The organism is Flectobacillus roseus (assembly GCF_030056595.1).
In the GTDB taxonomy this organism is placed as follows: domain Bacteria; phylum Bacteroidota; class Bacteroidia; order Cytophagales; family Spirosomataceae; genus Flectobacillus; species Flectobacillus roseus.
Window position 1 is genome coordinate 13,452 of the sequence record NZ_JASHIF010000031.1, and the last position, 12,756, is coordinate 26,207.

At 38.0% G+C, this 12,756-nt stretch carries 8 protein-coding genes; 6 read left to right on the forward strand and 2 right to left on the reverse strand.

The annotated features are described in order from the left end of the window. Positions 1–7: 7 nt before the first annotated feature. Positions 8–3,145 carry a SusC/RagA family TonB-linked outer membrane protein gene (locus QM524_RS25025; RefSeq protein ID WP_283346755.1) on the reverse strand — a complete coding sequence of 1,046 codons (3,138 nt, stop codon included), beginning with the start codon at positions 3,143–3,145 and terminating at the stop codon, positions 8–10. Between the two features lie 666 nt (positions 3,146–3,811). On the opposite strand from QM524_RS25025, the gene QM524_RS25030 reads away from it, so the two are divergent. Further along, a complete protein-coding gene (locus QM524_RS25030) occupies positions 3,812–4,657 on the forward strand; it encodes a helix-turn-helix domain-containing protein (protein WP_283346756.1) in 846 nt (281 codons plus the stop codon). A gap of 289 nt (positions 4,658–4,946) precedes the next feature. Then, positions 4,947–5,480 carry a carboxymuconolactone decarboxylase family protein gene (locus tag QM524_RS25035; protein WP_283346757.1) on the forward strand — a complete coding sequence of 178 codons (534 nt, stop codon included), beginning with the start codon at positions 4,947–4,949 and terminating at the stop codon, positions 5,478–5,480. Between the two features lie 59 nt (positions 5,481–5,539). On the opposite strand, the gene QM524_RS25040 is transcribed toward QM524_RS25035, so the two are convergent. Further along, positions 5,540–5,860 carry a hypothetical protein gene (locus QM524_RS25040; protein WP_141234822.1) on the reverse strand — a complete coding sequence of 107 codons (321 nt, stop codon included), beginning with the start codon at positions 5,858–5,860 and terminating at the stop codon, positions 5,540–5,542. 339 nt (positions 5,861–6,199) lie between these two features. Between QM524_RS25040 and QM524_RS25045 the strand changes: the two genes are divergently transcribed. The 4 genes from QM524_RS25045 (at position 6,200) to QM524_RS25060 (ending at position 12,728) form a co-directional block, all read left to right on the forward strand. Beyond that, positions 6,200–7,291 carry a sensor histidine kinase gene (locus QM524_RS25045; protein WP_283346758.1) on the forward strand — a complete coding sequence of 364 codons (1,092 nt, stop codon included), beginning with the start codon at positions 6,200–6,202 and terminating at the stop codon, positions 7,289–7,291. After that, positions 7,288–8,046 carry a LytR/AlgR family response regulator transcription factor gene (locus QM524_RS25050; RefSeq protein WP_283346759.1) on the forward strand — a complete coding sequence of 253 codons (759 nt, stop codon included), beginning with the start codon at positions 7,288–7,290 and terminating at the stop codon, positions 8,044–8,046. Before QM524_RS25045 ends, QM524_RS25050 begins: the two co-directional genes overlap by 4 nt. 145 nt (positions 8,047–8,191) lie before the next feature. Then, positions 8,192–9,310 carry an efflux RND transporter periplasmic adaptor subunit gene (locus QM524_RS25055; RefSeq protein WP_283346760.1) on the forward strand — a complete coding sequence of 373 codons (1,119 nt, stop codon included), beginning with the start codon at positions 8,192–8,194 and terminating at the stop codon, positions 9,308–9,310. Positions 9,311–9,599: 289 nt separating this feature from the next. Beyond that, the gene (locus QM524_RS25060) at positions 9,600–12,728 is read left to right on the forward strand and encodes an efflux RND transporter permease subunit (RefSeq protein ID WP_283346761.1); all 3,129 of its coding nucleotides are present in this window, start codon (positions 9,600–9,602) and stop codon (positions 12,726–12,728) included. The last annotated feature ends 28 nt before the right edge of the window (positions 12,729–12,756 follow it).

Genomic DNA, 12,756 nt, shown 5'->3' on the forward strand with positions numbered 1-12,756 from the left:
TTAAAAGTTAAAAATCTACATTAATACCCATCGTAAAGCCTCTGTTCCAAGCCGAGCTCTGTAAGTCCATATCAATCCACTTGATATTATTGTAAACCATTCCTAAGTTTTGAGCTTGGAAATAAACTCTTGCGTGACTTAAGCCTAGACTTTGAGAGAATTTGTCTGGCAAGTTGTAACCTAATGAGACATTTCTAATTTTAATAAATGAGCCATCTTTGTAGCCTAATGCATTGTAGTAAGGGTCACCTGCTGCCGCTGTATAATATGGGTGCTGGTAATCAGCATTCGTATTATTTGGCGTATAGTAGCTTACATCACGTTGGTTTGAACGACCTGTCAATGCTTCACCACCTGTATTATACAAGTAATTCAAACGACCATACAACATTACAGACAATGAGAATCCTTTGTAATCGAATGTGTTTGTCATACCTACAATAAATCTTGGAATAGTACTTCCCAAGACCTTACGATCGTTAGTTGCATCGATTTTGTAATCGCCATTCTGATCTACTGGTCTTACTGAACCAATCGTAAATGACTGTCCGTTAGCATTGAATTTTGCCATTTCAGCAGCATCTGCTTCTTTCCACAAGCCAGCAGATTGGTAATCATAAATTACACCTTGACTTTGACCAATGAACCATTTGTTGTTGATATCGTCCACTTTACCATTTGCCAATGATACAATCTTATTGTCTTGCCATGAACCATTAAATGTAGTACTCCATTCAAAACCACCTCTGTTTAAGTTTACCGTTGTAACAGTCAAATCTATACCTTGGCTTGATGTTTCACCAATGTTTGCATAAGTGTTCACAAAACCTGTAACAGACGGAATCGTTTTCAACATCAACAAATCTGTTGTACGAGAGGTATAATAATCTAAAGTACCAGTAACTTTTCTTTTGAAGAATGAGAAGTCAACACCATAGTTAATTTGTGTTGTTTTTTCCCAAGTTAAATCTTGGTTTGCCAAAGTTGAGTTATTCACTTGACCTGTCGCCAAAGTACCACCATATGGGTAGTAAATTTGAGAAAGACCACCTTGAGTTGCATAAGGATCGATTGCAGAGTTACCTGTAACCCCTACCCCTGCTCTTACTTTCAAGTCATCAATCCAACGTTGATTTGCTAAGAATGGCTCGTTGGTCAATCTCCAACCTAAAGCAGTACTTGGGAAGAATGCCCATTTGTTGCCTTCTGCCAACTGAGATGCTCCATCATAACGACCTGATACAGTAATTAAGAATTTGTTGTTGTAGTCATAGTTGATACGACCTAAATATGAACGAAGTTGTCTTTGAGACAATGAAGAGCCCCATGCAGACAATGGAATATTTAAGGCATTCCATTTTTGACTTGTCATTGGTACGTTATCAGCAGCCATGTTGTTTTTGTCGTAAGTCCATTCAGTTTGTGTCGTAAGTGCCATTACGCTCAACTGATGCTTATCGATTGTCTTGTTATACGTTAGCATGTTATCTAAAGTATAAGACAAGGCTTGATCTTTTGTCAAAGAAGCATAGCTTGAACCTGTTCTGATTACCGAGTTGGCATCAAGGAATACACCATTTCTATTGATTGAAACGTCTGGTCCAAAGTTCATTCTGAATTTCAAACCTTCCAATGCTTTTGAGAAACCTGCAAAGTTTACTTCAGAGTACAAACTACCGAAGATACGTAGGTTAGTACGTTGATCTTGAGAGTAGTTTTCTTCATTTACAACAGTCTTGAATGCATCATCGCCACCAGGGTACAATACTCTAGTGCCAGTAGCATCGTAAGGCACTGCATAAGAGAATAGGTTTCTAGCACTTTCGTATAATCCAGAAGCTCCTACGTTGGTATTTTTACCTGCGCCTGACTGACCATATTCGTTGATCGAGTAAGCTGCATTTAAAACACCACCCATCGAAAACCAAGCACTTGTTTTAACATCAACGCTCAATTTTGCTGAATAACGTTTGTAGCTTTGTCCCTTTACCGTTCCTTGGTTATCGATAAAACCAAAAGAGGCATAAGACTTCATTTTGTCAGTACCACCACTTACACTAATAGTATGTTGTCCTGTCAAAGACGGACGAGTTACCATACCTATCCAGTCTGTATTTTGTACCTTAGAACCATCCCATGTTCCACCTTCCCAACCTTTTAGGATATTATTCCAAGAAGCTAAGTCACCCGAACCTTTAAAAATCAAAAAGTCGTTAGCTTGAGTTGGTTTGTCACCACGTGGATACAAATTCTGATTCAAATAATAATATGACCATCTTCTATAATCGATATATTGCGCAGCATCCATCAAAGGAGAACTGTTTTGCAATGTTTCAGAAGTAAAGTTAGAGTTCAAACTCAAGGTATATTTACCATTTTTACCTCTTTTAGTAGTGATAATCACCACACCATTGGCACCACGTGAACCATAAATGGCTGTTGCAGAGGCATCTTTCAAGATGTCTACCGACTCGATATCATTTGGGTTGATGTTATCGATACCACCCGATGTCAATGGGATGTTATCTACTACATACAAAGGTGAGTTTGAAGCCGTCAATGAACGAACCCCACGAATTGTGATATTTCCTACTTGGCCCGGTCTTTCATTAGAAGTAATGTCAACCCCAGCCGCTTTACCTTGCATACCTTGTAACGCATTGGCAACAGGTCTTTGTGTAAGGTCTTTAGCACTTACGCTTACTACTGCACCTGTAACGTCTGATTTTTTACGCTCGCCATAACCAATTACGACAACCTCCTCTAAGGCCTTCGTATCTGTTTGTAATACTACATTAATTACCGTCTGATTTCCAACTGCTACTTCTTTTGTTTCGTAGCCCGTCGAAGAAATTACTAACACCGCATTGCCATCTGGTACATTGAGTTTGAACGAACCATCTACACCAGTTGTGGTTCCTTGATTTGTACCTTTGATTTTAATACTTGCTCCTGGAAGAATTTCTCCATCGCTTCCAGTAACCTTTCCAGTTACAGGCAAAGCCAAACTTGATTTGTTTGTTACTCTTACCGAATGTAGCAAACTAGCCTCTTTTGCAAGTACCAAATTGCCTTTACCTTCAACTTGAGTATAACTTCCAGCTAAGGCCACAAGCACACCCACATTTAGTAATTTTTTGAGCATTGAGATTAGGTTTTATATGAAATAATTGACAGAAAAAAGACCTTTATACAATATGATTTATTTTATATTATTTTGTCTTTTTTGTCAAAGATATTACCATCCCAGACCCAAACCATCATGCTCCGTCCTGACCGTATAGGCTACATTTAATTAAATTTATTCTTTAATTGATTCAATTTTCATTTTAGCAAAATATGATTTTTTTTATATATACTTTGTTTAGTTCTATTTTATCCTATTTGTCAATAAATGGAGCTAGAAGTATCAAAAACCTATTAAAATACAGTCCGATATCGTTTACGGAAATTCAACTATCCTATATATACGCAGCACAAAAAACAGGTATTCTTCCCTAATTAGTACATTTTCAAATAGTACAATTGCAATAGTTTATAGGCTGATAACATGGTGAATTTTTCATCTTTTGGATAGAAAATTCACCAGTATTTTTTTACTGATTGTATACCTATTTTTAAAGAAACAGCTATAAAAATGATTCCTATCACCTTTTCTATCCTGCTGTTTGGTCAAAAAACAGTACAGATACAGGACAATAAGAATAGTACTATTTCTGAAAATGATTTTATGAAATGGAACAAAAAAGTTGTTATTTTCCATTGTCAATGTAGTAAAAGACAACCTACTAAACACAGCAAAACAATCCATATGAAATATATTTTTGAAGAAAACTCTTTCCACAGTTATTTCTCATTATTAATCGAAGAAAACAAATTTGAACATATTTTTTATGACAATCGAGAAGAACGCTTGTTAACAATCGTATGGAATAGAGGTGAATCTCAACAAATCTCAATCGATGGGAATCCTTACAATTTTCCCGAAAATACGATTCTTCCACTGATGGTCAATCAGTCGTTTTGGTTCGAAAAGCCCCAAAATTTAGTTATCTGGCGTTTCAATAGAGAGTTTTATTGTATTGTCGATCACGATAAGGAGGTGTCTTGTGTGGGCTTTTTGTTTTATGGCATGAGAGAGATTACTTTCTTCCAACTATCAGCAGAAAACCTTCAACGTTTTGAATCTTTGCGTACAGTTTTTATTGATGAATTTAGTACCATTGATACCATCCAAGGCGAAATGCTGAGAATGTTACTCAAGCGTTTGATTATTTTAGTAACCAGAATCGCCAAAGAACAAAGTATTCAACCACCTATGGAGGAGCAAGATTTTGACATCGTCCGCCGATACAATATTGCTGTAGAAAATCATTACAAATCCAAACATCAAGTGCAGGATTATGCCGATATGTTGAGCAAATCACCTAAAACTCTATCTAATTTATTTGCACTGTACAATCACAAATCACCGCTTCAAATCATTCATGAACGTATTACACTAGAAGCCAAGCGTTTATTGATTTTTACCGAAAAACCCACCAAAGAAATTGCCTTTGACCTAGGTTTTGAGGAAGTAGCCCATTTTAGTCGCTTATTTAAGAAAGTGGTTGGCGACTCTCCTACTGATTTTAAAGAAAAACATTTTAAAAATTAAGTTAGTAGGCAAAATAAAATGTAAGATTATGCTTAGGGCTTTCAGGTATCGGCTTTCGGCGGTTGGTTTTGAAAAAAAGCATGGCTGTGGGCAATAAAAAACATTTGAACACTCTTTGCCTAGTGCCTGTTGCCTGACAACTCAAGTACTTACTAAAGCCCAAAGCCGATTACCGATGGCTTAGGAAATATTGGTAACAAGTCGGGAAAAAGTGGTTCGTTGTGAGCGAGTCTATTGTATCAACTTTGCATCAACAAAATGATTCAATAATACTTAAACAAAATCGAACATGAAAACTTTTGAAGTCCCAACTCGCGAACAAGTATCTGAAACAAACCAACATATTTTTGATAACCTCAAAAAAGGAATAGGCATGGTTCCTAACCTATACGCCACTTTCGCTCATTCAGACAATGCCTTGTCAAGCTATGTAACACTACAAAGTATGAAATCTGCTTTGAGCAATAAAGAAAAAGAGGTCGTAAACTTGGTGGTGAGTCAAACCAACGACTGTATTTACTGTCTTTCGGCTCACACAGCTATTGGCAAAATGAACGGTTTCTCAGACGAACAAATCATCAAGATTCGTAAAGTAGCCATTGACTTCGATGCCAAATTACAAGCTTTAGCACAATTTGTAAAAGAAACGACTATCGAACGTGGTCACCCTAGTCAAGCATCTGTAGAAGCATTTTTGGAAGCGGGTTATACCAAAGCTCAATTAGTAGATACCATCGTTTTGATTGGTGACAAAATTATTACTAACTACTTGCATGGCGTAACGCAAGTACCAGTTGACTTTCCTGTTGCAGTAGCTATTTAGTGATTGGTGGTTGAGTGAATGAGTGATTATTTTCAAAAAACTCATTCACTCAACTTAAATTAAAGCCCATGCGGCGATGAAAGCTGCATTTTTACAGGCTCAGCCATTTGAATACTGAGCATTGAAACCAACTGAAATACCGTCGCAAACATCCCAATGATTGCAAAAGCCTGCACCAAATAGCCTATCATAACTAGGAGTTTCTCGACGTATGCTAGTCTGCTAGGAACCTCCTCTTCTTCATCGACAAGACTTCCAAATAAACTTCTACAGTATAGAATAACGTCTTGATGATTTATAATTATTTTCCCCAAAAAGAAAACGCAGATATTAAATGCAAATGCTGGTAAAGTTGTGAGTAAAGAACCGATGATGAGCATGATTAAATAGGTTAAATTGAGTTTATTATAAATAGGTATTTTAAAAGTGTTTAAGTATTCTCTTCTTCTTTTATACTCATTTTGACAATTATTTTTTACAAAGCATTGAAACTTCAGCTTTTGATGAACATCGTTTCACTGGGTATATCCTCAAAAAGACCATCCTTTTCCTCCTCCACAAAATCTCAGTATCCAAAAATGTCTATTCAGATGGATTTTCTGTAGCTTAAGTTAAATTATTAGGTTTATTTCTCAACTTGTACGCAACTTTGTAGACTCATAAATGGCTTTAGGTAGTCTTGAAAAAGCATAAAGTTAGATTAATGAATTAGAAAAAGAATGTCCAAAACTAGAGATACCTTCCTGAGCATCCGCAGAAAACGAATTATCATTATCGTTTTTGCCTTTGTGCTCTACAACTTAGTTTCATATATCATCGACCCGTTTTCGGCTTATTGGAAAATCTATTTCCAACGAGATGCCTTTGATATTTTCTTGGACTTATTTCTCAATTTTAGTTTTTGTTGCTTCATTTCTGAATCAAGTATTTATTTAGGAATGCAACTCAACCACTATATCCCTTGGACCAAAAGCCCCTACCGTAGACTATTGATTGAAACAGGGCTCAATTTCATCTTGGTCATGCTTGCTATTGGCTTTTTTGATTTTTTGTATCGATTCCTCGAAATGTGTGAGGCTTGTCAGAATATGACAAGCTCAATGAGCATCGAAATGCAACGTGGTTATATTCAGTGGATTGTAGTGAGTGTTATTATTTCATTTATGATTATTGGCATCAATACCTGTGTGTATTTGATCGATAATTGGAAAAACTCTGAAATACGTGCCGCAGCACTCGACCAAATGGCTGTAGAAGCTGAATTGTATTCGCTCAAGCTCCAAATAGACCCGCATTTTGTCTTCAACAACCTCAGTGTTTTATCAGAAATGATTCTGAAAGACCAGCAATTGGGCTATGAATATGCCGAAAATTTTTCGAGAATATACCGTTATATGCTTGTCAATACCAAGAAGGATATTATATCGCTCGACGAAGAATTAAGGTTTTTAAAATCGTATATTTTCCTAATTAAACAACGCATTGGTGATGGCGTAACGTTTGAAGTAGATATCGAAAAAGAGTGTTTAGGCGCTTATTTGCCTCCTTTAACCTTACAGTTATTGGTAGAAAACGCACTGAAGCATAATAAAACCTCTCGCAGGAATCCACTCCAAATTTGTATTTACAATACCGATCAAAATGAACTTATTGTAGAGAATAATCTTCTCCCGATTGAAAACCCTATGAGTTCATCAGGTTTAGGACTGCAAAACATTCAAAGACGCTATAAGTTATTATGGCAAAAGGGATTAGAAATTGACAAAAGCACCAATATTTTCAAAGTAATTATACCACTGATAAAAGCATGATCCAGAAAGTACTCATCATAGAAGACGAAAAACCAAATGCCGATAGACTCGAACGTTTGATAAAATCTATTCGACCTAATGCACAGATTGTGGAGGTATTAGACTGTATTTGTGAAAGTGTAGAATGGTTTGAGACTCATGAAATGCCTGATGTTGTCATGATGGATATTCGTTTGTCGGATGGATTGAGCTTTGAGATTTTTGAAAAAACTAGTATTTCTTGCCCTATCATATTCACGACGGCCTATGATGAATATGCCGTTAAGGCTTTCAAATATAATAGCATCGACTACCTCCTCAAACCTGTAGAATTGGATGAGTTGGAGCGTGCTTTTCAGAAATTAGAAAGTACCTCCTCTTTGCCAGAACCAGCTTCCTTGGCGAATTTATTGAATTACTTTCAGCCCAAAAATTTCAGAACTCGGTTTTTATTGCCATACAGAGATGGGTACAAGAGCTTGCAAATCAGCGATATATCCTATTTTTATTCTAAGCTAAAAATCACTCGTGCCAAGCTACACAATGGTACAGAGGAGATTATTCCGTTGACCATGGAAGAGCTAGAAGAGCAACTAAATCCTAAAGATTTCTTCCGTGCCAATCGTCAGTTTATCATCCATGTAGATGCCATCGAACAAATTCACAATTACTTTAATGGAAAACTAAAAATTGACTTGAAAAAAAGTCCAGAAGACATGGAGCTAATCGTAAGTCGTGAAAAAGCCAGTTTACTCAAAGCTTGGTTGGATTTTTAACGTATTGACTCTTCTTTGATTTCTTATTTCGGTCAGACACGTTTTCTTTTCAGAATCCAATTTTGTCGTTTCGGTCAAATTTGACTTACCTTCTCGCTTTTCTCTTTATTTCTTTGTATCAAAAATTTTCTATCTATACGAAATCATGATACAAACCGCATTCAGAACAAGATTGTCTAGTAAGGCACTATTGTTTTTTGCTTTTACACTCTTGTTATTTTCATGTAAAGAACAAGCACAGCAAACCCAGCAACCACCTCTAGTTGTTGATTTTATCCAATTAGGTGCTACCAACGCCGAAGTCGAAAAAAAATATCCAGGCACAATTGAAGGGACAGTCAATGTAGATATCAAAGCTCAAGTAACAGGTTATTTGGAGCAGATTTATGTCAAAGAAGGAGACTACGTCAAAAAAGGTCAACCACTTTTCAAAATCAAAGGTGATGTTTACAACGAACAAGTCAATAATAGTAAAGCACTGTTAGAAGCTGCCTTGGCGGCACAAGCTACTGCCAAATTAGAGGTTGAAAAGTTAAAACCTTTGGTAGAAGGCAAAGTAGTTTCAGAAATGCAACTCAAAACAGCTCAATCCAATTACGAAGCCGCAACAGCCCAAGTCCAACAAGCACGCGCCGCCCTTGGCTCATCAAAAATCAACCTAGATTTTAGTGTTCTCAAAGCTCCAGTAAGTGGATATATCGGTCGTATTCCCAACCGTGTTGGCAACTTGGTGATGCCAAATGATGCAACGCCCTTAACCACTCTTTCAGAAATCGATGAGGTTTTAGTCTATTTCTCCTTAAGTGAAGCCGATTATATCTCGTTTGCCAAAGAAGGAGGATTTCAGAAAAATGCTAATTCGGTCGAACTCATCATGGCTGATGGCTCGGTGTATAACCACAAAGGTCGCCTGACTGTGGCAAGTGGTAACATCGACAAAACGACTGGGAGTATGTCATTCAAAGCAATTTTCCCCAATCCACAAAAGCTTCTTCGATCGGGTGGTACAGCTAGAGTAATTCTTAAGAAAGACTTTGATGGCGTTTTGAAAATTCCAATGGGATGTGTCAAAGATATTCAAGATAAATTTTTCGTCTTTACCCTCGGCGACAGCAGCAAGGTATCTATGAAACCTTTTGAAGTCGCAGGAAAAGTAGACGGTCAATATATCGTAAAATTGGGACTAAAGGCAGGCGAAAAAATCGCCACCAACAACATCGACATGCTCAACGAAGGCGTAGTAGTGAAGGCGGTGATTAAATAATCAAGTGACAAAGGCGCAGAGGCAACAGGCACAAAGTGAATCTTTTTACAACAACACTCTGTGCCTTTGTGTCTTATCCCTTTTGGCTAAATCAAGTGACAAAGGCAAAGAGGCAACGGGCAAAAAGTGAATGTTTTTAAAATAACCCTCAGTGCCTTTGCGCCTTATCCCTTTAGAATAAAATCAAGTGTCAGATGCACAAAGCCAATAGGCACAAAGTGAATCTTTCTAAAATAACACTTTGTGCCTATGTGCCTTATCCCTTTGTGCCTTTACAAAAAAACCAACCATGCTAACAAAAATAATAGACAGACCTGTGCTGGCTACGGTGATTTCGATTGTCATTGTGGTACTAGGATTTGTGGGTCTCGACAGACTATCTGTCACTCGTTTTCCAGATATTTCGCCCCCAACTGTAATGGTATCTGGCTCGTACCCAGGGGGTAATAGCGAAACTGTGATTCGTTCGGTAGTAACACCGCTCGAAGAACAAATCAACGGGGTAGAAAACATGCAATACATCAAGTCTACGGCTAGTAATGATGGTACATTTTCTATTTCGGTTATTTTCAAACAGGGTGTAAATCCTGATCAAGCGGCTGTAAACGTTCAAAACCGTGTACAACAAGCCACGCCTATTTTGCCACAGGAAGTAATCCGTATGGGTCTTACCACTTCCAAGCAACAAAATAGTATGATTCTGATTTTCAACTTGTTTACTGAAGATAATAGCAAATATGACGAAACCTTTTTGCAAAACTATGCTAATATCAACTTGATTCCACAAATCAAGCGTGTACCAGGCGTAGGGCAAGCGATGGTTTTTGGGGTAAAAGATTATTCGATGCGTATTTGGTTGAATCCTCGAAAAATGGCAAGTTATGGTCTTACACCAGCCGAAATTACTGCTGCTATAGCAGACCAAAGCTTGGAGGCATCTCCCGGCCGATTAGGAGAAGAATCGGATGCACCACTCGAATATGTAATACGATATAAAGGAAAGAAAAACTTGCCCGAAGACTACGATAATATTGTCGTAAAAAATCAAGGCAATAATATGATTCGTCTGAAAGATGTGGCACGTGTAGAATTTGGGGCTATTTCTTACAGTGGTTCAAACTCCTCGAATATGCGCAATGCCGTGACCATTGCGATTTTGCAAACCACTGGCTCAAACGCCAATGCCATCGAGATAGGAATCGATAAAGAAATTGAACGATTGTCAAAATCCTTTCCTCCAAGTATCAAATGTTCCAAACTCATCAGCACAAAAGAACGTTTGGACGAAGCAACCAATCAGGTAAAATCTACCCTGTTCGAAGCCTTTATTTTGGTATTTATAGTAGTGTTTGTGTTTTTGCAGGATTTCCGTTCAACGCTTATTCCTGCCATTGCAGTGCCTGTGGCTATTATTGGTACCTTCTTTTTCTTATTAGTTTTAGGTTTTACTATCAATATCCTAACGCTTTTTGCCTTGGTATTGGCAATCGGGATTGTGGTCGATGACGCCATTGTGGTTGTGGAGGCCGTGCATAGTAAAATGGAAGGTAGCGATATGAGTGCCAAAGAAGCGACGCATTCGGCCATGAGCGAAATTACGGGAGCGGTAGTATCCATTACCTTGGTAATGTCGGCGGTATTTATTCCGATTGGTTTTATGACTGGTTCAGCAGGGATTTTCTATAAACAATTTGCTTATACACTTGCCATTTCAATCATTATTTCGGCAGTCAACGCCTTGACTTTGACACCTGCTTTATGTGCACTTTTATTGAAAAATAATCATGCAACTGAGCATCATGGAGAAAAGAAAAAGCTAGGTTTTGGACAAAGATTCTATGTCGCATTCAACTACGGTTTCAATAATTTCACAAATCGCTATGTCAAAATCATTCGCTTTCTGGCAGTGCGCAAGTGGCTGGCTACAGCTTTAGTGGCAATTGTAATAGCAGCCTCGGCTTGGGTCATGAACTCTACGCCAAGAAGTTTTGTGCCAATGGAAGACGACAATATGTTCACTTACGTATTGAGTATGCCTCCAGGGACAGCCCTTACGCCTACGACGCAGGTGGCCAATAAAATCAATAAACTTCTGTCTGAACTCGAAGCCGTTGAAGATAATACTGCAATCACTGGCTTTAACCTTTTGAATAACAGTACCAGCCCTGCCTATGCGGTAGGTTTTGTAAAACTAAAGCCTAAAAAGCTTCGTGGAAAAGTACAGGATATAGACGAGTTGATGGGTGTAGTCAATCAAAAGCTTTCTGTGATTAAAGAAGGTATGGTTATGACAATGCGCCTTCCCCCTGTTGATGGTTATGGTATGACCAATGGCGCTGAGATTGTTTTACAAGATCGTAAAGGTAGAAGTCCAAATGTGCTTAAAGCTAAATCGGACGAGGTTATTGCTGAACTCATGAAAGTCTCTGGCGTAGCATCGGCCTACACGGTATTCCGTACTGATTATCCTCAGTTAGAGCTCGAAGTAGACGAAGACAAAGCCAAACAAATGGGACTTAGTGTTAGTCAGGTTTTGGGTACTGTCCAGAGTTATTTTGCTGGTGACCAAAGTTTGAATTTTTCAAGATTCGGAAAATTCTATCGTGTCAATATCAAAGCTGATGGGGTGTTTAGAATGGACGAACAGGCTTTTGATGAAATTTATGTCAAAAATCTACAAGGACAAATGGTGCCTGTGAAGTCGATTGTGAAACTTAACAAGGTGTACGGACCAGAAGCAGTAAGTCGCTATAATTTGTACAATGCCTTGACGATTTATGTAAATGCAATGCCAGGGACAAGTAACGGTGCATTGATGGATAATTTGGAAAAAGTGCTAGACAAACTTCCAGCCGATTATAGTTATGAATGGACAGGTTTGAGTTTGGAAGAAAAAGCTTCTGGCAACCAAACCTTGGGTATTTTAGGACTCTGCTTACTGTTTGTATATCTCTTGTTATCAGCTCAGTACGAAAGTTACTTATTACCAATGGCAGTACTATTGTCTATCCCTACAGGTTTATTGGGTGCATTTTTAGGTATTAGAAGTATTGGTTTGGATAACAACATTTATGTACAAATCGGGATGATTATGTTGATTGGTTTGCTAGCCAAAAATGCCATTTTGATTGTCGAATTTGCCGTGCAACGCCGTCGTGCAGGACTCAGTATTTTGGAATCTGCAATAGATGCTGCAAGAGCCCGTTTGCGCCCCATTATCATGACTTCTTTTGCCTTTATTGTCGGTATGATTCCATTGATGATTTCCGAAGGAGGAACTGCCACAGGTAACCACTCGATTAGTACTAGTGCAGCGATGGGGATGTTGAGCGGGGTAATCCTTGGGATTGTGATTATTCCAATTCTGTATATGTTTTTCCAGTTTTTACAAGAAAAAGTAACAAGGAAAAAAGCGTAAGAAAATGCTGAAAAAGCACATTTTCTAA

What these genes read in the sequence shown, in the direction of transcription:
- QM524_RS25035 (WP_283346757.1), top strand. Translation starts at nt 4,947, where the DNA reads ATGAAAACTTTTGAAGTCCCAACTCGCGAACAAGTATCTGAAACAAAC.
- QM524_RS25025 (WP_283346755.1), bottom strand. Translation starts at nt 3,145, where the DNA reads ATGCTCAAAAAATTACTAAATGTGGGTGTGCTTGTGGCCTTAGCTGGA.
- QM524_RS25040 (WP_141234822.1), bottom strand. Translation starts at nt 5,860, where the DNA reads ATGCTCATCATCGGTTCTTTACTCACAACTTTACCAGCATTTGCATTT.
- QM524_RS25050 (WP_283346759.1), top strand. Translation starts at nt 7,288, where the DNA reads ATGATCCAGAAAGTACTCATCATAGAAGACGAAAAACCAAATGCCGAT.
- QM524_RS25030 (WP_283346756.1), top strand. Translation starts at nt 3,812, where the DNA reads ATGAAATATATTTTTGAAGAAAACTCTTTCCACAGTTATTTCTCATTA.
- QM524_RS25055 (WP_283346760.1), top strand. Translation starts at nt 8,192, where the DNA reads ATGATACAAACCGCATTCAGAACAAGATTGTCTAGTAAGGCACTATTG.
- QM524_RS25045 (WP_283346758.1), top strand. Translation starts at nt 6,200, where the DNA reads ATGTCCAAAACTAGAGATACCTTCCTGAGCATCCGCAGAAAACGAATT.
- QM524_RS25060 (WP_283346761.1), top strand. Translation starts at nt 9,600, where the DNA reads ATGCTAACAAAAATAATAGACAGACCTGTGCTGGCTACGGTGATTTCG.